Here is a 22,213-nt window from a genome sequence, read left to right as displayed (position 1 = left end):
TGTCCACCTCGGTGGTGGTCATCAGCTGGCCGCCCTGCTGCAGGCCGGTGATCACGACGGGCTTGAGGTTGGCGCGCGCGGCGTAGACGGCGGCGGTCCAGCCGGCCGGGCCGGAACCAAGGATCAACAGGCGGGAGTGCTTGGAGTTGCTCATGTAAGCTCGCAATAGAAGGTAGGGCGGGGTGCCGGCGCAGTGATTGCGCGGCATCCGAGCGAAGTCATAGAGTGGCGGCAGGGGCGGGGTGATTCAAGGCGCGCAGTGGAACGCGGCGACCCGCGCAGCACGACGCCCATTCCGGCGCCGGGGTTTTGACGCTGGCCGTGCCGGCCAGCGGCCGGCACCTACCGGGGTGGGGTCCAGTCGTTTATTATCAAGCACTAACAGTGCATTCCCAAGGTGTGGTCTAAGGTGGCGAAACAGGTCCCGGAACGATCCAAGGCGTCCGACAGCAAGGCAGCGCCGCGCAAACCGGCCAGCGTGGACAACCCGCGCCGGCAGCGCCTGTGGCGCGACCTGGGCTTGCTCGCGGTCGCCCCGGCGCTGCTGTATCTGGTCGCCAGTCTGTTCACCTATTCGGCCACCGACCCGGGCTGGTCGCATACCGGCAGCGTGGTCGCGCCGGTCCACAACATGGGTGGCCGCGCCGGTGCCTGGATCGCCGACGTGCTGCTGCAGCTGTTCGGCTACATGGCCTTCGTACTGCCGATCGTGCTGGGCGCACTGGCGTGGATCGCGATGTTCGGCCTCAAGCGCGAGGCCAAGGGCGAGCATGACCTGGACCCGGCCCTGCGCCTGGTCGGTCTGGTCGGCTTCCTGATCGCCGGTACCGGCTTCCTGCACCTGCGCCTGTTCGTCGCCGATGTGGCCCACGCCGGCGGCATCCTCGGCAAGCTGGTGGGCAGTTCGCTCAGCGTCGGTTTCGGCGCCCTGGGCGCGAATCTGTTCGTGCTGGTACTGCTGCTGGCGTCGATCACCCTGGCCACGGGCATCTCCTGGTTCGTGGTGATGGAGAAGATCGGCAACTGGGTGCTGGCGCTGCCCCCGCTGTTCAACAAGAAGAAAGAGCAGGCCACCGAGTGGCAGCAGACCCGCGCCATGCGCGAGGAGCGCCAGGAAGTGCGCAAGGTCGACGCCGAGGTCCGCGCCAAGCGCGAGCCGGTCAAGATCGAGCCGCGCCCGGAGCCGGTGCTGGAGAAAAGCGACCGGGCCAAGCGCGAGACCCAGATTCCGATGTTCCGGGGCGTCAATGGCGATGGCTCGGACGTGCCGCCGCTGGCGCTGCTGGATGATCCCAAGCCGCAGCCCAAGGGCTACGACGAGGGCACGCTGGAGACGCTCTCGCGCCAGATCGAGTTCAAGCTCAAGGACTTCCGCATCGATGCGCAGGTGGTCGGTGCCTATCCCGGCCCGGTGATCACCCGCTTCGAGATCGAACCCGCGCCGGGCATCAAGGTCAGCCAGATCAGTTCGCTGGACAAGGACATCGCGCGCGGCCTGTCGGTCAAATCGGTGCGCGTGGTGGATGTGATCCCGGGCAAATCGGTGGTGGGTCTGGAGATCCCCAACGTCACCCGCGAGATGATCTACCTCTCCGAACTGCTGCGCTCCAAGGAATACGACAAGTCGGCCAGCGTGCTGACGCTGGCGCTGGGCAAGGACATCGCCGGCCGCCCGACCGTGGCCGACCTGGCGCGCATGCCCCACCTGCTGGTGGCCGGTACCACCGGCTCGGGCAAGTCGGTGGCGGTCAACGCGATGGTGCTGAGCCTGCTGTACAAGGCCTCGCCGAAAGACCTGCGGATGCTGATGATCGACCCGAAGATGCTCGAGCTGAGCGTCTACCAGGGCATCCCGCATCTGCTGGCGCCGGTGGTCACCGACATGAAGGAGGCCGCCAATGGCCTGCGCTGGTGCGTGGCCGAGATGGAACGCCGCTACAAGCTGATGAGCGCGGTGGGCGTGCGCAACCTGGCCGGCTTCAACAAGAAGGTCAAGGATGCCCAGGATGCCGGGCAGCCGATGATGGACCCGCTGTTCAAGCCCAATCCGGAACTCGGCGAGGCCCCGCGTCCGCTGGAGACGCTGCCGTTCATCGTCATCTTCATCGACGAATTCGCCGACATGATGATGATCGTCGGCAAGAAGGTCGAAGAGCTGATCGCGCGGTTGGCGCAGAAGGCGCGTGCGGCCGGCATCCACCTGATCCTGGCCACGCAGCGCCCCTCGGTGGATGTGATCACCGGCCTGATCAAGGCCAACATCCCGACCCGCATCGGCTTCCAGGTCAGCTCCAAGATCGATTCGCGCACCATCCTCGACCAGTCCGGCGCGGAAACGCTGCTGGGCCACGGCGACATGCTGTATCTGCCGCCGGGCACGGCATTGCCGGACCGCGTGCATGGTGCGTTCGTCTCCGATGAGGAAGTGCACCGGGTGGTCGAACACCTCAAGGCCAGCGGCCCGACCGACTACATCACCGGCGTGCTGGACGAGGTGCAGATGATGGGCGATGGCGTGGTGGTCGGCCCCGGCGGACTGCCCGAGGCAGGCGGTGGTGGCGGCGACGAATCCGACCCGCTGTACGACGAAGCGCTGCGCATCGTCACCGAAACCCGCCGCGCGTCGATCTCGGGTGTGCAGCGTCGCCTGAAGATCGGCTACAACCGGGCCGCGCGCCTGATCGAAGCGATGGAGGCCGCCGGGGTGGTGAGCCCGCCGGAGCACAACGGCGATCGCAGCGTGCTGGCCCCGCCACCGCCCAAGTAAGGCCGGGTACTGCCCGGCCGTCATTGATCGGCACCCGGCCGGCGACGTGCTCGCCGGCCGCTTCGCACAAGGAACCTGCAATGAAGCCGATGCGCTGGATGATGGTAGGTGCGCTGCTGATCGCGCCAGTGGTGTCGCAGGCCCAAGCCCAAGCCCAAGCTGCGCCCCCGGCTGCCGCACCGGTCGCGCCGGGTGGGCAGGGGGCGGGCACTGACGCGCAGGCCAGCAACAACTTCAGCTTCGTGCGTTATCGCGCCGACTACGTAGTGCGCCCCGATGCCGGCAACACCCAGACCGAAGAGTACGAGATCCTGCTCAAGACCAAATCGGCGGTCGAGCAGTTCAGCCAGGTGCGGCTGAGCTACAGCGAGAAAATGGAAACGCTGGAGGTGCTGCAGGCCTATACCCTGACCGCCGATGGCCAGCGCCGCGACGTGCCCGCCGACCGCATCTACACGCAGGAAAGCTACTCCAGCGCTGCCGCAGCGATGTATGCCGACCGCAAGGTGCGGGTGGTGGTGTTTCCGAACCTGGCGCCGGGCACGCGCGTGGTCTACCAGACCCGCCGGACCCAGAACACGCCGTACTTCCCCGGTTACTTCGGCCTGTGGGAAACCTTCAGCGTGTTCACGCCGTATGACGATGCGCGCGTGACCCTCACCGCCCCGGCCAGCCTGCCGATGCAGGTGGAGCAGCGGGGCGTGCGTGGCAGTGAGAGGCCCCGGATCCGCAATGGCCAGGCGCAGTGGGAGTGGACCTACCGCCGCAGTGAGCCGCTCAAGGCGCAGAACTGGTCCGCCGCCGCCTGGGAGTACAGCCCGGGCATCATGGCCAGCACGTATCGTGACTGGTCGCAGGTGGCACAGGCCTATCAGCTCAAGGGTGGCGAGGCGGCGGCGGTCACCCCGCAGATCCAGGCGCTGGCGGACCAGCTGACCCGTGGCATCACCGACCGGCGCGAGCAGGCCGCCGTGCTGTACCGCTGGGTCGCCCAGAACATCCGCTACGTGGCGGTCTACCTGGGCAACGGTGGGCTGGAGCCGAACCCGGCGCAGAGCATCCTCGACAATCACTACGGCGACTGCAAAGACCATGTGGTGATCCTGGAGGCGCTGTTGGCTGCACGGGGCATCCAGAGCACCCCGGTGCTGATCGGCGCCGGTGGCGGGCCGACCCTGCCGGCCATTCCGCTGCTGGGCCGCTTCAACCACGCGATCACCTATCTCCCCGAGTTCGACCTGTATCTGGACTCGACCACGTCCTATGCGCGCTTCGGCCAGCTTCCCGACGCTGATCTCGGCGCACCGGTGCTGCACACCCGCCAGGCCGTGGTGGCGCGCACCCCCGCCAACGATGCCAGCCGCAACGGCACCGGGCTGGAGGTTGATTTCCGCTTCGACGCGGCTGGCAACCTGGTCGGCCAGACCCTGCAGCAGCCCAGCGGCGTGGCCGAGATCGGCATGCGGGCCGCCTTCGCACGGCTCAACGCACAGAACCGGGCGCGGGCGGAAGAATCGATCATGGCCGCCTCCGGTTTCGATGGCAGTGGCGCGCTCACCCTGCTGGGGGATCCGCAGGACCTGACCCGTCCGTTCAACTTCCGCTACGACTTCCAGGCCAGCGACTACGTCGATTTCGCGGTTCTCGGCGGCATGGTGCTGCCCGATGCGCCGGGCGGTGAGTCGTTCCGTGACCTGTACGCCAGCACCTCGGCGCCGGACAACGCTACGCCGTTCTACTGCAACGACAGTCTGCGCGAGGAGCGCTATCGGCTCACCTTCCCGGCCAGCGTGCCGATCGTGGCGATTCCGCGCAGCCAGCAGTTCGACAATGCGGGTGGGCAGTACACGGTGGAGTGGACGCGCGAAGGGCAGGTGGTCACCGCGCGCCACCGGCTGCATCAACGCGCCGTGCGCGGGGCGGACGCGCTCTGTCAGCCGCAGGACTACGCGGCGTTCCGCGAGCTGTACCAGCAGGTCCGGCGCGGCTTCCGCGGGCAGGTGGTGTACGGCGATCTGAAGACGGTGCAGGCCGGGCCATGAGTACGCTCGGCACACCCGCTTCCAGCGCATAATGCGCCCCTGATCGCCCATTCAGGATTGAATGGGCACACTGCCTTCCATCCTTCCCATTCGCCTGGATACCTCGCATGCACACCACCTTCCGCCGCTCCCTGCTTGCTGCCACTCTGGTTGTCGCCAGTGTCGGGTCGGCGTCGGCCTGGGCCGGCGCCCGTGATGAGCTCAATCGCTTCACCCAGGGCCTGAAGGGGCTGGATGGCCAGTTCAGTCAGCAGGTGTACGACAGCAAGGGCAAGGTCAAGGAAACCACCAGTGGCCGTGTCGCGTTGTCCGCACCGCGCCTGTTCCGCTGGGAATACATCAAGCCGCACGAGCAGCTGATCGTGGCCGATGGCAAGAAGGTCTGGGTCTACGAGCCCGACCTGGAGCAGGCCAGCGTGCGCCCGCAGGGCCAGGAAGAGCAGAACAGCCCGCTGACCGCGCTGATCAATCCGGCCCTGCTGGACAAGCAATACGACGTCAGCGAAGAGGCGGCCGTGCGCGATGGCCTGCAGTGGCTGGCACTGAGCCCCAAGCGCGAAACCGATACCGCCTTCCAGTACGCCGCGCTGGGCTTCAATGCCCAGGGCCTGGCACGCATGGAAGTGGTGGACGCGGTCGGCCAGCGCACGGTGATCAGCTTCACCGGCTGGAAGCGCAACCCGGGCTTTGCCTCGGGCACCTTCAGCTTCACCCCGGCCAAGGGCGTGGACGTCATCGGCGAATGACGGTGTAGATGCCGGCCGGGCCGCTGGCCGGCATCTACCCTGCAATCCGCCGCGATACACTAGGCACGTGGCCAGAAACCGAACGACTTTCAATGGGCCCGATCTGCTGACCGTGGATCGGGACAACATGCGTCCGCTCGCCGAGCGGATGCGTCCGCAGACGCTGGATGAGATGGTGGGGCAGAAGCGCCTGCTCGCCCCGGGCAGCGCACTGCGCCGTGCGGTCGAGTCCGGCCATGTGCACTCGATGATCCTGTGGGGCCCCCCGGGCTGCGGCAAGACCACGCTTTCGCTGCTGCTGGCGCACTACGCCGACGCCGAGTTCCGCGCGATCTCCGCCGTGCTGTCCGGTCTGCCCGAGGTACGCCAGGTATTGGCCGAGGCTGCACAGCGCTTCGCCGAAGGCCGGCGCACGGTGCTGTTCGTGGACGAGGTGCACCGCTTCAACAAAGCCCAGCAGGATGCGTTCCTGCCGCACATCGAGCGCGGCACCATCGTGTTCGTTGGCGCCACCACCGAAAATCCGTCCTTCGAACTGAACTCGGCGCTGCTCTCGCGCTGCCGCGTGCACGTGCTGGAGTCGGTCTCGCCAAGCGACATCGTCGAGGCGCTGGAGCGGGCGCTGCAGGACACCGGGCGCGGCCTGGGCGCGGAGCATCTGCAGGTCGCGCCCGAGGCGCTGCTGGAGATCGCGACCGCCGCCGATGGCGATGTGCGGCGCGGGCTGACCCTGCTGGAGATCGCGGCCGAACTGGCCAGCGGCGATGGCGGGCGGATCAGCCCGGAGATGCTGGTGCAGGTGCTGGCCGACCGCACCCGCCGCTTCGACAAGGGCGGCGAGCAGTTTTACGACCAGATTTCGGCACTGCACAAGTCCGTGCGCAGCTCCAACCCGGATGCCGCGCTGTACTGGCTGACCCGGATGCTCGACGGCGGCTGTGATCCGTCCTACCTGGCCCGGCGGCTGACCCGCATGGCCATCGAGGATATCGGCCTGGCCGATCCGCGGGCGCAGTCGATGGCGCTGGAGGCGTGGGATATCTATGAGCGCCTGGGCAGTCCGGAAGGCGAGCTGGCCTTCGCGCAGCTGGTCCTGTACCTGGCCAGCACCGCCAAATCGAACGCCGGGTATGCCGCGTTCAACAAGGCCAAACAGGAAGTGCGCGAGACCGGCACCCAGGAGGTGCCGTTGCACCTGCGCAACGCGCCAACCAAGCTGATGAAAGAGCTGGGTTACGGCAAGACCTACCAGTACGACCATGATGCCGACGGCGGGATCGCGCTGGACCAGACCGGCTTCCCCGATGCGATGGGCGAGCGCGTGTATTACGAGCCGGTGCCGCGCGGGCTGGAGATCAAGCTGAAGGAAAAGCTGGACCGCCTGCGTGCCGCGCGCGAACAGGCACGCGCGGAGAAGGGCAGCGAGTGATGGACGGCATCGGCGTCTGGTGGCAGCAGCTGGGCCTGGTGATGGCGGGCGGCGCACTGGGCGCCGCACTGCGCTTCATGGTGGGCGATGCGATGCTGCGCCAGTTCGGCAATGGCTTTCCGTGGGGCACGCTGACGGTGAACCTGGCCGGTGCGTTCGTCGCCGGTTACGTGATGATCTGGCTGCAGAGTCGTGGCACGGCGGCGCTGTACTGGCGCGCGTTCCTGATCGTCGGGATCGTGGGCGGATTGACCACGTTCTCCTCGATGATGCTCGAATCGCTGGTGTTCACCCGCACCGACCGCAGCGTGATGGTGCCGCTGTACCTGGGCGTGAGCCTCGTTGGCGGGATGCTGCTGGTGTGGGCGGGCGCGCGTGTTGCAGAGGCGTGGCGCTGACGCTTGCGTCGCAAATGCAGAAATCCACGGAAAACGCTGGATTAAAGTGATGTCTCACGATATCGTGCGCGCCCCCGTTTGCATCCTCGTCCGTCATGCGCGATGAACAAGACCCCGGAACACTGGAACTGACGCTGCCGCGCAAGCGCGGCCGTCCGCCCACCTTCGGCTACGCGATGACCGATGCACAGCGCGCCGCCCGCTACCGGGCCCGCCGCGCCGGCCAGGCTGGCCACGCCGATGTGCGCAACTGCAGCGACATGGTGCTGCTGGACAAGATCCGCGCGTCGATCACCAGCAAGGACCCGGAACTGACCGGGTTCCTGGTGCACGTGCTCTGGCAGCGCTACCCGCTGCAGCTCAAGTAAGGACAGCCTGCCACTGGCGATACAGCCTGACGTCGTGGTCGATCCACTGGTGCGTGATCCGGATCGACTGCGTGCTCAGGCCGGCGTGACGTTCTTTCGGGCGCGCTCGTGGTTGAGGAGTTCGCCAAGGCGCATCGCCAGCATCTTGACCAGCGGGTCGGCAGTGGCGCGATGGAGCAGGGCGATCTCGAACGTATCGATCGGTGGCAGGCCTTGTTCGGCGCCCAGCACGGTGTGCTCGCGGCTCAAGGCACGCGCCGGCAGCAGGCTGATGCCCATGCCATCGGCCACCGCGCCCTGGATCCCGCTCAGACTGGAACTGGTGAAGCTGATCCGCCAGCGGCGCCCGAGCGCTTCGATCGCGTCGATGATGTCATCGCGGTAGAGTCCGCGCGGCGGAAAGGTGACCAGGGGCACCGGATCCAGGCCGATGCAGCCATTGCGGGCACTGTCGATCCAGACCATGGTCTCGGGCCAGCAGGCCACCGCGGCGCGGCTGTTGCGGCGCTGCTTGACCAGGATCAGGTCGAGTTCGCCATGATCGTAGCCGTGGGCCAGATCGCGGCTGAGGCCGCTGGTGACCTCCAGCTTCACCTGGGGATGTTCGCGGTTGAAGGCGCCGAGCAGCTGGGTGGTCGCGGCGCTGACAAAGTCCTCCGGTACGCCCAGCCGCACGGTGACGGCCACCGTGGTACCGGCCAGGGCCTCCAGCAGCTGATCGTTGAGCGCCAGCAGTTGGCGCGCGTGACCCAGGACGATCTCGCCGGCATCGGTGGGATGCACATCACGGTTGCCGCGCACCAGCAGCGGATGGCCGGCCATTTCCTCCAGCCGGCGGATCTTCTGGCTGATGGTGGATTGGGTGGAATGCAGGCGGGCGGCCGCCGTGGTAAAGCTGGCGCAATCGGCCACCATCACCATGGCGCGCAACAGGTCCAGGTCGAACAGGGCCCGATTCGGTTTTTCACTGGCAGTCATGGCGCCATTGTGAAGCGCAATGACCGCGGCCGCCATGGCCATGCCCGGTGGCTACACGTCCGCGGGCGTCGGCACGGCGTCGGCGACGCCTGGGGTCAGGCTGCGCGCCACCCGCTCGCCAGCGGCGCGTAGCCGGTCGATCAGTGCGGGTGGCCCCAGCACCTCGAACTCCAGGTCCATGGCCAGCAGCCAATAGATCACCGAGCCCATCGGGTTGGCGCCACAGCGCAGCAGGCAGCGCTGGTCATCCACACCCTCGAGTACCCCGGCCGACGCAGGGATGCGCTGGCGCAGGGTAGCCAGAGGTGCGTGCAGGATGATCCGCGCCTCATCGGGGTACTGCCCGAGCGAGAGCGAGCGGGCCACCCACTGGCGCAGGTCGCCGTCGCCGGGCCCGGCGCGGGGCGCGAAATGCGCGCCCACCACGGGCGTACTGGTGATCCGGTCGATGCGGAAGGTGCGCCAGTCGTCGCGTGCGGGGTCCCAGGCAACCAGATACCAGCGCCGATCAGTGTGCACCACGCCTTGTGGCTCCACCTGGCGAGAACTCGGCTGACCTGTGCGGTCGATGTACTCGAAGGCCAGTTGCAGTTGGTCGCGGCAGGCAGCGGCCAGGGCGGTCAGCCGACCGGCATCGACCAACGGTCCGATCTGATCGGTGGGCAGGATCGCTGAGCGCAGTGCCTCCAGCCGGGGCCGCAGGCGCGGTGGCATCGCCTGTTCAATCTTGACCAGCGCAGTGATCGCGGTCTGCTCGATCCCGCTGATGGTGCCGGTCACCGCGGTGCGCAGCGCGATCGCGGCGGCCAGTGCTTCATCGTCGTCCAGCAGCAGTGGTGGCAGGGCCCGGCCCGGACGGAACGCGTACCCTCCGGCGACACCGGTGCTGGCGTGGATGGGGTAGCCCAGCTGGCGCAGCCGGTCGATGTCGCGGCGGAGCGTGCGTGGGTGGATGCCCATGCGCTCGGCCAGCATGCCGCCGCCCCAATGCGGGCGCGATTGCAGCAGGGACAGCAGGCTCAGCAGGCGGGCGGAGGCGGTCAGCATCAGGAAAGCGTAGCAGCCATTGCGGGCGGGTTCTGTCCGCAAGGGTGGCTAGCCTTGGGGCCACGGTGCAGGACCGCTTCGGTCGCACCCCTGACCACCCTCAAGGAGTTCCAGATGTCCCTCGTCTTCTATTGGCACCCGATGTCCAGCGCGACCCCGATCGCCTGCGCCCTGGCCGAACTGGCCGTCCCTCATGAGCGGGTCAGGATCGACATCCGCGCCGGCGAGCAGCGCACGGCCGACTACCTGGCCATCAATCCCAACGGCAAGGTGCCGTGCCTGGTGGTGGATGGCACGCCGATGTTCGAAGCCCTGGCGATCCACCTGTGGCTGGGCGAGCACTACGGCGTGGCCAAGGGGCTCTGGCCGCAGGACGGCACACCGGCGCGGCTGGAGGCGATGTCGTGGTGCACCTGGGCATATGTCACCTATGGCGCGGTGATCGGGCGCGTGTGGCTGGCCACCACGGACGATGCGCTGCGCCATGCCGACCATGCCGCAGCTGGCATCCGCGCGGCCAATGAATTGCTGGACGTGCTGGAGGCGCGCCTGTCGCAGCAGCCCTGGATGCTGGGTGAGGCCTACTCGCTGGTAGATCTCGTGGTGGGCAAGGTGGTCGGCTACGGGACCTTCGTGGGCGCCGCCGTGGACGCGCACCCGGCCGTGGCGGCGTGGCTGGCACAGCTGCAGGCACGGCCGGCGATGCAGGGCGAGATGTGAAGCAGCATGCTCATCTGGAATGCGCATGACGCGCATTCCAAAATTTAACTGGTGAATGGACCGGGCCCGACCGTAAGGTGGCCCGGTTCTCCATTTTGCGGTGCACTGCCCATGTCCCTGCGTCTTGCCCTTCCGGTGCTGCTTGCACTGGCCCCTTCTGCATTCGCGGCCGAGCAGGCCGACCTGATGATCCGGCATGCGACCGTGGTCGATGTGGAGCATGCCTCCACCGTGCCGGACCAGACCGTCGTGGTACGCGGCCAGGACATCGTGGCGATGGGCAGTGATCGTGCGATGCGCAAGGCGTGGAAGGCCCGCGAGGAGGTCAACGGCAAGGGGCGCTATCTGATCCCGGGCCTGTGGGACATGCACGTGCATTTCGGGGGCGGCCCGGAGCTCATTGAGGAGAACAAGGCGCTGCTGCCGCTGTACATCGCCCATGGCATCACCAGCATCCGCGACGCCTCCGGCGATCTGCCCGACCAGGTGCTGCAGTGGCGCGGCGAGATCGCCAGCGGCCGGTTGGCCGGCCCGCAGCTGTTCACCTCGGGCGCCAAGATCGAAGGCATCAAGCCGGTCTGGAAGGGCACCATCGAAGTCGGCTCGCAGGCCGACCTGGATGCGGCGTTCGTGCGCTTGAAGCGCGACCGCGTCGACTTCGTCAAAATTACCGACAGCACCCTGACCCCGGAACTGTTCCTGGCGGCCGTGCGCGGTGCACGCGCCAACGGTCTGCGTGCATCCGGGCATATTCCGATGGCACTGACCGTGCAGCAGGCGGTTGATGCGGGCATCAGCTCGATCGAACACCTGGACTACGCCTACAAGGCAGGCGTCAAGGATGAGGCCGCGATCGCCGCGGACTTCGGCGCCAAGCGCATCGATCGCGCGCAGGCCAACGCGCGCTTGGATGCGGGCTTCGACCGTGACACCGCCATGGCCGCCTATCGCGGTTTCGCGGCCAAGGGCGTGTTCGTGACGCCGACCCTCAATGGCGGGCGCATCCTGGACTTCCTGGACCAGGACGACCATCGCAACGATCCCTACCTGGCCTACATCGGCCCGAAGTTGCAGGCCACCTACGCCTGGCGCGTCGAGCGCGCGGCGAAGGCGACCCCGGCACAGATCGACGCCCGCCATCGCGAGTACCACCAGGTCGCCGCGGTGCTGCCGATGCTGCAGCAGGCCGGCGTGACGATCATGGCCGGTACCGATGCGGGCTTCCTCAACTCGTTCAACTATCCCGGTATCGGCCTGCATGACGAGCTGTCGCTGTTCGTCAAGGAAGGGCTGACCCCGGCGCAGGCCCTGTCCGCGGCCACGCGCGCGGGCCCGGCCTGGTTCGGCACCCTGGATCGTTACGGTGCGGTCGCGCCCGGCAAGGCGGCCGACCTGGTGTTGCTGGAGCGCAATCCGCTGGAGGATATCGAGGCCACGCGCGGCATCCAGTACGTCGTGCTGCGCGGCCAGGGCTATGACCGCACGGCGCTGGATGCGCTGTTGACGCAGACCAGGGCGAAGGTCGCTGCGTGGAAGGCGGAAGCGGCGAAGGAGTGACGCCTTGGCGCGCTCACCGGAGCAGTGGGCGCGCCCGGGTCCGGGGGATACGGGTCCGCGGGCGTACAGCTCGGGTGGCGTGCCGGCCTACGGCCCCGCCGGCGAAATGAACTCCAGCGTACGGCCGTCGGCCAGGTGGGCGGTGGCGCTGCGCGCCGGAAGCGGACGGCCATCCACCTGTCGTGGTTGATCGGAGAAATTCGCCACGATCACGCTGCCATCGGCAAATGTGGTCTGCTGCACCTGCCCGGCGGCATCGCGCCAGCGGAAGTCGGTCAGCGCCTGGTCGAACAAGTGCTCATGCACGGGACGGAAGAACGCGTCCAGTTGGCGCAGGTAGGCGATCCGTGACGGGGCGGTCGCCACGCTGAGGTTGAGCAGGGGCGGTACGTTGTACAGCTGCTGCAGCAGCTCGGTGGTGCTGCGGCTCTCGCGGAACTTGAGGCTGTCCAGGGTCCAGTGATGGGTGCTGACCACGCTGTCGTGGAAGGCTGCCTGCAGCAAGGGCAGGCGACGGGCCGGGTTGAAGTAGAGCTGCTGGTAGCGGGGCTTGAGCCGGCTCTGCTTGAAGAAGAAGGCCGGCTGGTGCTCCGGCGCCCATGCCCCGAGGTAGTACGGCGAGTCGCGCTCGCGGCGCATCTGCGGGTCGCGCCAGCCAAACCCGGCGGTCTGCGCGCCGTGCGCGAAGACGATATGCCGGTTGACCACGGCCGAGCCGACTTCCGAGCCGACCACCAGTGCCTGGGTGTCGGCCAGCCAGGCGAGGGCCGCGTTGCGGTTGGCCGCATCCTGCGCCTGCGGGGTGGGCTTGGCCGGGTCGCTGTCATCGAACAGCATGCCGGTCGCTGCGACATCCAGGAACCAGCTGTTGTAGGGCGTGGTGGCGCGCAGGTCCCGCACCCGACGTTCCATCAATGGCCGGATACAGGCTGCGTTGGTATACACCCCGCTGCCCTGGAACCCTTTGATCCGCTGGCCATCGGGTTTCATGATTCCGCAGCGCTCGAACGCGTCCTGCCCAAGCTGGGCTGACAGCCAGGACGGATTGTCGTTGCCGTCGGGCAGGGCGGTGTCATAGGAATCGTACGGCGCCACCAGGTAGCCCGCTTGTACGCCTGCTTCCACGCCGCCCGGGCTCGCCCAGCCCGCCGTCCAGTCCGGCAGTCCCAGCCACAGCCGCGGCAGGCCCGCGGCCTGCAGGGCGCGGATCATCCGCGGCGACGCGCTGTCGCCCCGCAACGCCTCGGGCTGCAGCGCCGTGCCCAGGGTGGCATCCAGCTGGTGCCGGCGCTGCTGCATGGCCTGGGCGGTGTCACCGGGAAACTGTTCCGCCAGCGCGGCATTGATCGCGGCCACCAACACCTGTTGCACATAGGGGCCGCTGTGTGCGGCCGCCAACGCCTCCAACGCCTCGTCATCCTTCTGGATCCACGCGCGTGGCAGCAGCGCCTTCAGCGTCGCCCAGTCGCGCACGTCCTGTTCCACCAGCAGGCGGTCACCCCACAGATACAGGTGGCTGGCACCGATCAGCTTCTCACCGTCCGGCAACGCGGCGAGTTTGTCCTTCAGCGGCACGAAGCCGCCCTGCGCCTGCAGCCACGCCCGGTAGCGTTTGGCCGGCGCCAGCCAATCCGGCGCATCCAGGCTGACGATGACGGTATACGGCTCAGACACGTTGAGCGCATTGAAATGGTGCTCGGCGGCGACCGCGACGCCTGGCCCATCGGCGCTGAAGTGAACGGTGTTGTTGAACGGTGTCGCGAACAGGATTGACAGCACGCGATCCGGCCACGCCAGGCCGATCACGGGGAGGGTAAGGTCTTCGGTGGTGTTGATCTCGCCGTAGGCATCAAGCAGTTCATCCCGCCAGACGGTGTCATCGGCGGGAAGGTAGTAGCCCTCGTGCAACGGCAGCAGCAGGGCGTGCGGACCGGCGGGCAGTCGCGGCCAGTGCACGCTGCCCTCGGTGGTCCGGTTGAAGTGCATCTGCAGCGTATCGCCGACCAGCTCGGCCCGTACCTGCGTTGCATCGCCCCATCGCCATCGACCGGTAGCGGCGGTCTGCTTCAGCGCCGACACCGTGCCGGCGCCGCCCGCCGAAGAGATGCGGGTAGTGGTGCCGTCGGCCTGGGTGGCGGTCACCGCCAGCGTTGCAGGATCGATCTCGACGCGCCACGCCGGGTTGGTCAAGGTCAGGGCGTGGCTTTGCGTTGTGGGCAGCAACAGCAACAGAACAAGGAAGTACTTCATGCAGGGTCCGGGCGAAGGTGGCGTGCGGGGCGAGGCGGTTGCCGGAGAGTAAAGCGCCGGCGGTCGCCGGCGCCTGCTGCACGTCACAGTTGATGCGCGGGGTGCTGTCGCGATTCATGAAGCGTGCGGCGCATCATGCTCGTGTCGGTACTTCAGCCTCGTCGCATCGCGTGCTCTCTTCTCCGCTCACTGCTCACCGCTCACCGCTCACCGCGCTGCCGTCGCTGCCGTTGCGATCCGCTCGCCCAGCGCGAACGCACTGTGCAGGTGGGCCTGAGCATCACCGGTGTCGGTCTCCAGCAGCAGGGTGGACGAGAGCACCGGCGCGCCGCAGTAATCGAAGATGCCGGTGTCGATCTGGGTCTTCATAGCCTCGGTGTAGCCGCGCTTGTGCCAGGTGCGCGCATCGGCGCCCCCCAGGCCGACCAGATGGACGGACAGGTGCCCCAGTTTCTTGAGCACGCCCTGGCCGCTGCTGTCGTCATAGGCCCAGCCGCCCGTGAAGACGCGGTCGATCCAGCCCTTCATCAGCGCCGGCATGCTCCACCAGTAAACGGGAAACACCAGCACGAGTGCGTCGGCGCGGTCCAGGCGGGCCTGTTCGGCCAGTACATCGGCCGGGAACGCGCTCAGGCGGTGGTGGCCGTTTAGGTCGTGCCGGGTGTAGCGGGGGTCGAAGCCCTCGGCATGGAGGTCGGCCAGTTCCACGGTCGCGCCGCGGGCGGTGGATAGGCCGTCCGCGATGCGGCGGGCGACGGCCTGGGTCAGGGCGTCGGGATGGGGGTGGGAGGTGACGATCAGGGTGTGCATGGGCGTCCAAGGGGAGGAGGTTGTATACTTTCGGTAAGTTACGAACTGTAAGTTACGATTGGTATATAGCGATGTCAAGCCCGCTCGACTCTGCCGTTCCGGTGGCGCCTCGCCGCCGCATGACCCGCGACGATCGCCTGCGCCAGTTGCTGGAGGAAGCGTGGCGGCTGGTGCGCGAGGAAGGCACCGACGCGCTGACCCTGGGGCGGCTGGCCGAGCAGGCCGGGGTGACCAAGCCGGTGGTGTATGACCATTTCGGTACGCGGGCCGGTCTGCTCGCGGCGCTGTACCAGGATTTCGATGCGCGCCAGGGCGTGGTGATGGAAGCGCGCTTTGCAGACAGCGGTCCGACGCTCGCCGAGAAGGCGCAGGTCATTGCCGATGCCTACGTCGCCTGCGTGATGAAGCAGGGGCGTGAGATTCCCGGCGTGATCGCGGCGTTGGCCGGTTCGCCCGAACTGGCACGGATCAAGCGCGAGTACGACGTCGTGTTTCTCGAGCAGTGCCGCGCGCTGCTGTCACCGTTCGCACCCTCGGGCGTGCTGGCCCAGGCGGGATTGTGGGGCATGCTGGGCGCGGCCGAAGGGCTCTCCTATGCCGCCACCACGGGCGATATCACCGCGCAGCAGGCCGTGCAGGAGCTGGCGGCGACGATCACCGCGATGGTGACGCGTAGCTGAGCGTTTTGCGCGGTGCAGGGCCATGGGCGTGCGAGTGAGCGATGGACGGACGCGTATGATGTCCCGCCCTCTTGGATTGGATCCCATGCGCGTTTTCCTGCCTGTGCTTGTACTTGCTGCCGCGATCGGCGCAGCGCTGCCCGCTGCTGCCACGACGATCTCGATGAACGAGCGTCTCAAGGCGGCGTCGCGTATCGAGGTGAACCAGGTGCCGCCGAGCGGTGCGTCATTGCTGGCCCATGTGCAGCAGTTCCGCAACGGCGACAGCCTGATCAGCCTGGGCGAAGGCGAGGGCACGCCGGTGGTGCTGACGCTGTGCAACGGCAAGGCGCATTTCAATCTGGAGGCGAACTGGCCAGGCGCGCCCGAGGCGAAGACGCAGGAAGAGAAGCAGATGCGTGCGTACGGGATGTACATGGCGGTGATGGGCGGCATGGCGATGGTGCAGGCGGCCGCGGGCGATGCGCTGGCACTGCCTGCCCCAGGACAGACCGCTACCGTGCAGCACGAAACGCCGTGGGCCTATGGCAAGGAGCACTACGCGGTGGCGGTGACCAGTGCGACCAGTGGCGAACTGCGGGTCAGGGCCACCAAGACCGGGACGACCGCCAAGGCGCCCTCCGGGGCGGATGACGTAATCAGTACCGATGACGACCAGGCCGCGCGGCTGGCCGAGCTGGAGCCGGTGGGTACCTGGCGGGAGCTGGTGATCGGCTCGGCGCCGATGGCAGCGTCGCTGCCGGACACTTTCCCGCTGAAGGGCTGGATGTCCGTCCCCGGCAAGGGCGGTGCGACGGTGGGTGCGGCACGCAAGGCGTCGGGCGATTGCGCGCGCTGAGCCCGTGCATGGCGAGCGCGATGGCAGGGCGCTCAGCGCAACGTCAGTGATACCCATTCTCATTTGAGTTACACTGGCGGGATAGCACTGTCTCTCGCTTCGGGTTGTCATGATCGTTTCTTCCTCCCTGATCTCTTCCGTATCGCCGTGGCTGCGCACGCTGGGCGTGGCCACCGCCATCGGCATGGCCGCGTTGTCGCCCGCGGCGGCGCAGCAGCGCAATCCCGAACAGAAGGTTGGCGAGACGGTGCTGGACCAGCCGGCGCAGAGCTATCGCTTTGAACATTTCGTGCTGGACAGCCCCGACAAGGCCCGCCGCTGGCGCGTGAACATCGGTGTCCCGGCCAAGGCGACCGCTACGCCCGCTCCGGTGCTGTACATGCTGGATGGCAATGCCGCGGCGATGGTGCTGGACCAGGCCATGTTGGCCGACCTGGCCGCGCACGCCGCGCCGGTGCTGGTATTCATCGGTTACGACAACGACCTGCGCATCGATTCGCCCGCCCGTACCCGCGATTACACCGCATGGATCGACACCGCCGACGATGAGAACGGCACGTCGCAGTCCAGCGGTGGCGGTGCATATGCGTTTCTGGATCTGATCGAACGCCGGATCAAGCCGGAAGTGCAGCGCCGCGCGAGCATCGATCTGCAGCGGCAGTCGCTGTGGGGCCACTCGCTCGGCGGTCTGTTCGTGGTCAGTACGCTGTATACCCGGCCGGCCGCCTTCCAGCATTACGTGTCGGCCAGCCCGTCACTGTGGTGGAGCCAGGGCGCACCGCTGGGCGACATGGAACGCCAGTTCATCGCCAACAACCAGAGCCAGCCGGCGCAGGTGACGGTGATGCTCGGCGGTGACGAGCGCACCGGCAACCGCGGTGTGCGCGACATGACCAATCCGCGCGTGGTCGCGCACCTGCGCCGCATCGGCGGCGCGACCCCGGATGCCGCGCAGCAGCTGGCGAGCCGGTTGGCGAAAGTGCCCGGTCTGACGGTGCAGTACCGCGAGTTCCCCGGCCTTGGCCATGGGCCGATGCTGCCGGCCTCGCTCAAGGCCACGCTGAGCCAGCTGTACGGCATCGCCGATCGCAGCGGCACGCCCGCGCCGGCGCCCTGATTTTTCGATACCCAGGCAGTTCCGTGGCCTTGTGCCACCGCCGCAACGGACCGCGGCCACGCCAAGGCAAGCACTGTGACAACGCGCCAACCGGCGCGCCCCCAACAGAAGGAGTCTGCTGATGTACACCCTGAAATCCCTCCCGCGTGTCGCTACCCTGGCACTCGCGCTGTCCCTGGCCAGCCCGTCGCTGTTCGCCCAGCCTGTCTTCGATGCCCCGGCCAACGGCTTCCGCGGCGAAGTGGTCAGCCGCGGCCAGAACGTGGTGCCGGGCAGCGATGCCGAGGTGATCGGCCGTCAGTTCGTGCCGGGCCAGCAGGTCACCCTGCTGCGTGGCGAGACGGTGCTCAATGCCACCCCGTACGTGGTCGATGCCGAGGGCAACTTCAAGGGCAAGGTAGCGATTCCCTCCGATGCCGTGCCCGGCCAGCAGCCGGTGATCGTGCGTGCCAGCCAGCCGTCCGCGGCGACGGTGTTGTCGCTGCGCGTTTCGCCGAACCTGCCGCTGAGCGGCCAGCAGAACTTCAACCAGACCTCGGCCAAGCTGGTCCAGGGGCTGTATCAGTCCGCGTACAGCGCGGCCAGCAACGCGGTGTTCGTCACTGCCGCCGTCGGTCGCCCGCCGGTGACCCAGTCGCAGCTGCTCAAGCTGGACCCGAAGAGCCTGAAGGTCACCGCCAGGATCACCCCGGCTGAAGTTCCGGGTGGCAAGGGCGGTGCGGTGTTCGCGGTGTATGGCGTGGGCGTGGATGATGCCAACGGCAACGTGTGGGTCACCAACACCCGCCAGGACACCGTGGCCGTGTATCGCCAGAAGGATCTGTCGCTGGTGCGCCAGTTCGATGTCGGCGCCGTACCGCATGCCCGCGACATCGTGGTCGATGGACGTCATGGCAAGGTGTTCGCTTCGGCCGCCGGTGAAGATCATCTCTCGGTGTTCGATGCCCGTACCCTGCAGCCGCTGGAGCCGATCACCCTGGCCTCGGGCGTGGACGACAAGAAGTTCGTCCCGATGAGCCTGGTGCTGGATGAAGCGTCCGGCAAGCTGTTCACCGTCAGCATCGGCACGCCCGAAGCGGCAGTGATCGACACCACCACCGGCAAGGTGGAGAAGGTGATCGATCTGGGCAACTCGATCAGCGCCTCCGGCGTTGCCTATGATGCCGCGGCGGGTCGCCTGTACGTGGCCTCGCAGGGCACCGACAACCTGTTGATCGTCGATGTCGCCAGCGGCAAGGTGCTGCACGACGTGCCGGTCGGCGCGGGTGCGCTGAACGTGGCCTTCGAGCCCGTCTCCAAGCTGGCCTACGTGACCAATCGCGGCGCCGGCACGGTGACGGTGGTCGATGGCAACGGCAAGGTGGTCGGCAACCTGGATGGCGGCACCTTCCCGAACCATGTGCGTGAGGATGGCAAGGGCAACGTGTTTGCCGTCAACAAGTCGCGTGATGCCCAGGACCCCAAGGGCGACCGCATCACCCGCATCAGCACCCGCGCGAACTGAGTTCAGCGCACTGCGTTGCTTTGACGGCGGGGCGGACAGCCCCGCCGTTCTGATTGAAGAGGAACTGCCATGAAGTCCAATGATGTCCGCCGCAGCCTGCTGGCCCTGTCCCTGGTCGCGGTGATCGCCGGTTGCTCGAAAGAGCCCGCCGCCCCTGCCACCGACACCGCTGCGACACCCGTCGCGCAGTCCGCCGAAGCACTGCCGGAGGGTTGGCAGCGCGTGGTGGGCGTGGACGTGCCGGACATCGAGGGCGCCACCCAGCAGTTGCCGGCGCAGGTCACCTCCGACGATGGCGTGGCCACGACGGTGACCGATACCTCGAAGATCATCGCCGGTGGGGATGACATCATCGCCGTGCTCGAAGCCCTTGGCCTGGATGATCAGGTGTACGCCGCGCCGCTGCGCTCGGCCACCGAGTCCGGCCGCAAGGCCCCCAAACAATTCCTGTTCAACCGCACCACCGGCGTGGAAGGCGTGTTGAGCCTGCAGGGCACCCTGTTCCTGGGCAACAGCCTGCGTCGCCATTCCGATCTCGCCGCCAAGCTGCGTGGCGCGGGCGAGGCGGCGGTGATCGTCGACGATCTGCAGCCAGCGGCCGACAAGGTGCGCAAGGTCGCCGCGGCGGTGGGCATGGCCGAGCAGGGTGAAGCGCTGGCCTCGAAGGTGCAGTCTCAGCTGGATGCGGCCAAAGCGAGTGGTGCCGCGCTGGCGTGGCATCCGCGCGTGATCCATGTTTCCGCGACCGGTGCCGGCGGGGCGCCGACGGTGGCCGGCTCGGACAGCGCCTCGGGCAAGCTGATCACGCTGGCCGGTGGCATCAACATCGGCGATGAAGCCGGCGTGGCCAACTATTCCGCATTGAGCAATGAAGGCGTGGTGGCGGCAGCGCCCGACGTGATCCTGGTGACCGAGAACGATCTGGCCCTGTTCGGTGGCCAGGCGGGTCTGTGGCGCGCGTATCCGACGCTGCGCCAGACGCCGGCCGGTGCGGCCAACCGCGTGTGGGTGATGCCGGATGTGGAACTGAAATCGGCCAGCGTCGCTTCCGGCAGTGGCGCGGTCGCGCTGGCGGCCGCCTTCGCCACGGTGCCGCGCCCGTGAGGGCGTAAGGCATGGTGGTGTCGAGTCCTGCGCGTCGCCGTGGCGCGACGGTGCTGATATGGGCCGCGGTCGGTCTGCTGATTGCGGTGATCGCATCCTTCGCGGTGGGTCCGTTGCGGCTCCCACCGATGGAGGTGCTGCAGGCGATCGGGGTGAAGCTGGGGCTGGTCGATCCGGCCAGCGTCAGCACCCGCGATCTGGCCGTGGTGTGGCAGCTGCGGATTCCGCGTGCCTTGCTGGGCGCGATGGTGGGCGCCGCACTGGCGATGGCCGGTGCGAGCCTGCAGGGCCTGTTCGGTAATCCGCTGGCCGACCCCGGCATTGTCGGCGTGACCCAGGGCGCCGCCCTGGGTGCGGTCTCGGCCATCGTGCTGGGTGCCGGTGCGTTCGGCGCGTGGACGTTGCCGCTGGCGGCGTTTGCCGGTGCCGGTGGCGCGATCACGCTGACCTACCTGCTGGCACGGCCGGGGCAGGGCAGCGGCACGGCGACCTTGCTGCTGGTCGGCATCGCGATCGCCGCGTTCTGCTCGGCCGTGATCGGCTTCCTGACCTATATCGCCAGCGAGAGCGAACTGCAGTCGCTGGTGTTCTGGCAGATGGGCTCGCTGGCCCAGGCCGACTGGATGGATGTGATCGCAGTGGCGCCGGTCTTCGTGCTCGGCACGATCGCCTTGTTGCGCCTAGCGACGCCACTGGACATGCTCGCCCTCGGTGAGCGCCAGGCCCAGCACCTGGGCCTGGATGTAAAACGCACCCGGCTCAAGCTGATTGCCTTCAGTGCATTGTTGGTGGGCGCTGCGGTCGCCTTCGCCGGCTCGATTGGTTTCGTGGGCCTGGTCGTGCCGCACGTGGTACGTCTGCTGGTCGGTCCGGGCCATCGCTGGCTGCTGCCGGTCTCGGCCGTGGCCGGTGCCCTGCTGATCGTGGTCGCCGATACCGCCGCGCGCACGCTGGATCCGCCGTCGGAGATTCCGCTGGGGCTGTTCTCGGCCGCGCTCGGCGCGCCGTTCTTCCTGTGGCTGGTGATGCGCCAGCGTCACCGGAGCGGTTCATGAGCGCGCTGTTGCAGCTGCGGTCGGTGCAGCTCAGCCGCGGTGCCCGGCGCATCCTGGATGACATCACGCTGGACTTCCTGCCCGGCTCGGTGACGGCACTGGTCGGTCCCAACGGTGCGGGCAAATCGACGCTGCTGGCGGTGGCCGCAGGTGATCTGGCGGCCGAGCAGGGTGAGGTGCTGCTGCAGGGGCAGCCGTTGGCCGCGTGGAAGGCCAAAGCGCTGGCCCGCGAGCGCGCGGTGATGCCGCAGGAGCATGCGGTCCGTTTTGCGTTCCGTGTGCACGAAGTGGTCGCGATGGGCCGCCTGCCGCATCCGCCGGATCCGGTGAAAGACGCAGCCTGCATCGCCGACGCGCTGGCGCGTGCGGACCTGCATGCATTGATCGAGCGGGAGGTAGAGCATCTGTCCGGTGGCGAGGCGGCGCGCACGACCTTCGCCCGCGTGCTGACCCAGGACACGCCGGTGCTGCTGCTGGACGAACCCACCGCCGCACTGGATCTGCGCCATCAGGAACGCACGCTGCGCGCGGTCCGTGAACTGGCCGATGCCGGCGCCTGCGTGATCGTGGTGCTGCATGATCTGAATCTGGCCGCCGCCTATGCCGACCGGATCGTGCTGCTGGAACAGGGCCGCGTGGCGGCCGATGGCACACCGACCGAGGTGCTGACCCGTGAGCATATCGAGCGGGTCTACCAGCAACCGGTGCTGGTGCTGCGTCACCCGCAGCGTGATGTCCCGCTGGTCGTGGTGACCGATCCCTAGCGCCGGGTATTTCTCCCGGCGCGTTGAAGGTATGACGGG

20 protein-coding genes are annotated in these 22,213 nt (G+C 67.8%); 15 read left to right on the top strand and 5 right to left on the bottom strand.

What is annotated here, in order from left to right; all coding sequences use genetic code 11:
* A partial coding sequence (locus tag OC373_RS17625) for an FAD-binding protein (protein ID WP_261998203.1) occupies positions 1 to 154 on the bottom strand: 154 nt, incomplete at its 3' end.
* Between the two features lie 255 nt (positions 155 to 409).
* Between OC373_RS17625 and OC373_RS17620 the strand changes: the two genes are divergently transcribed.
* The 6 genes from OC373_RS17620 to OC373_RS17595 all read left to right on the top strand — a co-directional run bounded on the left by OC373_RS17620 (position 410) and on the right by OC373_RS17595 (position 7,750).
* A complete protein-coding gene (locus OC373_RS17620) occupies positions 410 to 2,767 on the top strand; it encodes a DNA translocase FtsK (RefSeq protein ID WP_070427356.1) in 2,358 nt (785 codons plus the stop codon).
* An 80-nt stretch (positions 2,768 to 2,847) separates the two neighbouring features.
* The gene (locus OC373_RS17615) at positions 2,848 to 4,809 is read left to right on the top strand and encodes a DUF3857 domain-containing transglutaminase family protein (protein WP_070427357.1); all 1,962 of its coding nucleotides are present in this window, start codon (positions 2,848 to 2,850) and stop codon (positions 4,807 to 4,809) included.
* 107 nt (positions 4,810 to 4,916) lie between these two features.
* Positions 4,917 to 5,555 carry an outer membrane lipoprotein chaperone LolA gene (gene lolA, locus OC373_RS17610; RefSeq protein ID WP_070427358.1) on the top strand — a complete coding sequence of 213 codons (639 nt, stop codon included), beginning with the start codon at positions 4,917 to 4,919 and terminating at the stop codon, positions 5,553 to 5,555.
* Between the two features lie 127 nt (positions 5,556 to 5,682).
* On the top strand, positions 5,683 to 6,984 hold the full coding sequence (locus tag OC373_RS17605; protein ID WP_261998202.1) for a replication-associated recombination protein A: 1,302 nt from the start codon (positions 5,683 to 5,685) through the stop codon (positions 6,982 to 6,984).
* Positions 6,984 to 7,382 (top strand): fluoride efflux transporter CrcB, encoded by a 399-nt coding sequence (gene crcB / locus OC373_RS17600; RefSeq protein ID WP_019184751.1) that lies wholly within the window; start codon positions 6,984 to 6,986, stop codon positions 7,380 to 7,382. The genes OC373_RS17605 and crcB overlap by 1 nt, the downstream gene beginning before the upstream one ends.
* Positions 7,383 to 7,477: 95 nt before the next feature.
* Positions 7,478 to 7,750 (top strand): hypothetical protein, encoded by a 273-nt coding sequence (locus tag OC373_RS17595; protein ID WP_019184750.1) that lies wholly within the window; start codon positions 7,478 to 7,480, stop codon positions 7,748 to 7,750.
* A 75-nt stretch (positions 7,751 to 7,825) separates the two neighbouring features.
* Here the strand turns inward: OC373_RS17595 and OC373_RS17590 are convergent, their stop codons facing one another.
* Entirely contained in the window at positions 7,826 to 8,728 is a 903-nt protein-coding gene (locus OC373_RS17590; protein ID WP_070427601.1) for a LysR substrate-binding domain-containing protein, read from the bottom strand.
* Positions 8,729 to 8,779: 51 nt separating this feature from the next.
* A complete protein-coding gene (locus tag OC373_RS17585) occupies positions 8,780 to 9,775 on the bottom strand; it encodes a YafY family protein (RefSeq protein ID WP_070427360.1) in 996 nt (331 codons plus the stop codon).
* Positions 9,776 to 9,889: 114 nt separating this feature from the next.
* On the opposite strand from OC373_RS17585, the gene OC373_RS17580 reads away from it, so the two are divergent.
* Both OC373_RS17580 and OC373_RS17575 read left to right on the top strand, forming a co-directional pair.
* Positions 9,890 to 10,495 carry a glutathione S-transferase family protein gene (locus OC373_RS17580; RefSeq protein WP_026070032.1) on the top strand — a complete coding sequence of 202 codons (606 nt, stop codon included), beginning with the start codon at positions 9,890 to 9,892 and terminating at the stop codon, positions 10,493 to 10,495.
* A gap of 111 nt (positions 10,496 to 10,606) precedes the next feature.
* Positions 10,607 to 12,052 (top strand): amidohydrolase family protein, encoded by a 1,446-nt coding sequence (locus tag OC373_RS17575; protein ID WP_261998201.1) that lies wholly within the window; start codon positions 10,607 to 10,609, stop codon positions 12,050 to 12,052.
* An 87-nt stretch (positions 12,053 to 12,139) separates the two neighbouring features.
* Here the strand turns inward: OC373_RS17575 and OC373_RS17570 are convergent, their stop codons facing one another.
* Together OC373_RS17570 and OC373_RS17565 are read right to left on the bottom strand one after the other, a co-directional pair.
* Complete coding sequence (locus OC373_RS17570; protein ID WP_261998200.1) at positions 12,140 to 14,302, bottom strand: glycoside hydrolase; 2,163 nt, start codon at positions 14,300 to 14,302, stop codon at positions 12,140 to 12,142.
* A gap of 207 nt (positions 14,303 to 14,509) precedes the next feature.
* Positions 14,510 to 15,112 (bottom strand): NAD(P)H-dependent oxidoreductase, encoded by a 603-nt coding sequence (locus tag OC373_RS17565; protein WP_070427364.1) that lies wholly within the window; start codon positions 15,110 to 15,112, stop codon positions 14,510 to 14,512.
* Positions 15,113 to 15,231: 119 nt separating this feature from the next.
* On the opposite strand from OC373_RS17565, the gene OC373_RS17560 reads away from it, so the two are divergent.
* From OC373_RS17560 to OC373_RS17530, 7 genes are all read left to right on the top strand, one after another.
* Positions 15,232 to 15,792, top strand: coding sequence for a TetR/AcrR family transcriptional regulator (locus OC373_RS17560; RefSeq protein ID WP_237393533.1), 561 nt, complete (start codon positions 15,232 to 15,234; stop codon positions 15,790 to 15,792).
* Between the two features lie 85 nt (positions 15,793 to 15,877).
* The gene (locus OC373_RS17555) at positions 15,878 to 16,630 is read left to right on the top strand and encodes a hypothetical protein (protein WP_261998199.1); all 753 of its coding nucleotides are present in this window, start codon (positions 15,878 to 15,880) and stop codon (positions 16,628 to 16,630) included.
* Between the two features lie 109 nt (positions 16,631 to 16,739).
* Positions 16,740 to 17,747 carry an alpha/beta hydrolase-fold protein gene (locus OC373_RS17550; protein WP_261998198.1) on the top strand — a complete coding sequence of 336 codons (1,008 nt, stop codon included), beginning with the start codon at positions 16,740 to 16,742 and terminating at the stop codon, positions 17,745 to 17,747.
* A gap of 121 nt (positions 17,748 to 17,868) precedes the next feature.
* Positions 17,869 to 19,251, top strand: coding sequence for an ATP-binding protein (locus tag OC373_RS17545; protein ID WP_046272436.1), 1,383 nt, complete (start codon positions 17,869 to 17,871; stop codon positions 19,249 to 19,251).
* Between the two features lie 69 nt (positions 19,252 to 19,320).
* Positions 19,321 to 20,355: an ABC transporter substrate-binding protein gene (locus OC373_RS17540; RefSeq protein ID WP_070427367.1), complete on the top strand. Its 1,035-nt coding sequence runs from the start codon at positions 19,321 to 19,323 to the stop codon at positions 20,353 to 20,355.
* Between the two features lie 11 nt (positions 20,356 to 20,366).
* Positions 20,367 to 21,410, top strand: a complete 1,044-nt coding sequence (locus OC373_RS17535) for an iron ABC transporter permease (protein ID WP_070427368.1) — start codon at positions 20,367 to 20,369, stop codon at positions 21,408 to 21,410.
* Positions 21,407 to 22,174 carry a heme ABC transporter ATP-binding protein gene (locus OC373_RS17530; protein WP_046272435.1) on the top strand — a complete coding sequence of 256 codons (768 nt, stop codon included), beginning with the start codon at positions 21,407 to 21,409 and terminating at the stop codon, positions 22,172 to 22,174. The genes OC373_RS17535 and OC373_RS17530 overlap by 4 nt, the downstream gene beginning before the upstream one ends.
* Positions 22,175 to 22,213 lie beyond the last annotated feature (39 nt).

The organism is Stenotrophomonas sp. Ste96 (assembly GCF_024519495.1).
Classification (GTDB): Bacteria; Pseudomonadota; Gammaproteobacteria; order Xanthomonadales; family Xanthomonadaceae; genus Stenotrophomonas; species Stenotrophomonas bentonitica_A.
This window is presented reverse-complemented; position numbering and strand designations above follow the sequence as displayed.

What these genes read in the sequence shown, in the direction of transcription:
- OC373_RS17615 (WP_070427357.1), top strand. Translation starts at nt 2,848, where the DNA reads ATGAAGCCGATGCGCTGGATGATGGTAGGTGCGCTGCTGATCGCGCCA.
- lolA (WP_070427358.1), top strand. Translation starts at nt 4,917, where the DNA reads ATGCACACCACCTTCCGCCGCTCCCTGCTTGCTGCCACTCTGGTTGTC.
- OC373_RS17605 (WP_261998202.1), top strand. Translation starts at nt 5,683, where the DNA reads ATGCGTCCGCTCGCCGAGCGGATGCGTCCGCAGACGCTGGATGAGATG.
- crcB (WP_019184751.1), top strand. Translation starts at nt 6,984, where the DNA reads ATGGACGGCATCGGCGTCTGGTGGCAGCAGCTGGGCCTGGTGATGGCG.
- OC373_RS17595 (WP_019184750.1), top strand. Translation starts at nt 7,478, where the DNA reads ATGCGCGATGAACAAGACCCCGGAACACTGGAACTGACGCTGCCGCGC.
- OC373_RS17590 (WP_070427601.1), bottom strand. Translation starts at nt 8,728, where the DNA reads ATGACTGCCAGTGAAAAACCGAATCGGGCCCTGTTCGACCTGGACCTG.
- OC373_RS17585 (WP_070427360.1), bottom strand. Translation starts at nt 9,775, where the DNA reads ATGCTGACCGCCTCCGCCCGCCTGCTGAGCCTGCTGTCCCTGCTGCAA.
- OC373_RS17580 (WP_026070032.1), top strand. Translation starts at nt 9,890, where the DNA reads ATGTCCCTCGTCTTCTATTGGCACCCGATGTCCAGCGCGACCCCGATC.
- OC373_RS17575 (WP_261998201.1), top strand. Translation starts at nt 10,607, where the DNA reads ATGTCCCTGCGTCTTGCCCTTCCGGTGCTGCTTGCACTGGCCCCTTCT.
- OC373_RS17570 (WP_261998200.1), bottom strand. Translation starts at nt 14,302, where the DNA reads ATGAAGTACTTCCTTGTTCTGTTGCTGTTGCTGCCCACAACGCAAAGC.
- OC373_RS17565 (WP_070427364.1), bottom strand. Translation starts at nt 15,112, where the DNA reads ATGCACACCCTGATCGTCACCTCCCACCCCCATCCCGACGCCCTGACC.
- OC373_RS17560 (WP_237393533.1), top strand. Translation starts at nt 15,232, where the DNA reads ATGACCCGCGACGATCGCCTGCGCCAGTTGCTGGAGGAAGCGTGGCGG.
- OC373_RS17555 (WP_261998199.1), top strand. Translation starts at nt 15,878, where the DNA reads ATGCGCGTTTTCCTGCCTGTGCTTGTACTTGCTGCCGCGATCGGCGCA.
- OC373_RS17550 (WP_261998198.1), top strand. Translation starts at nt 16,740, where the DNA reads ATGATCGTTTCTTCCTCCCTGATCTCTTCCGTATCGCCGTGGCTGCGC.
- OC373_RS17545 (WP_046272436.1), top strand. Translation starts at nt 17,869, where the DNA reads ATGTACACCCTGAAATCCCTCCCGCGTGTCGCTACCCTGGCACTCGCG.
- OC373_RS17540 (WP_070427367.1), top strand. Translation starts at nt 19,321, where the DNA reads ATGAAGTCCAATGATGTCCGCCGCAGCCTGCTGGCCCTGTCCCTGGTC.
- OC373_RS17535 (WP_070427368.1), top strand. Translation starts at nt 20,367, where the DNA reads ATGGTGGTGTCGAGTCCTGCGCGTCGCCGTGGCGCGACGGTGCTGATA.
- OC373_RS17530 (WP_046272435.1), top strand. Translation starts at nt 21,407, where the DNA reads ATGAGCGCGCTGTTGCAGCTGCGGTCGGTGCAGCTCAGCCGCGGTGCC.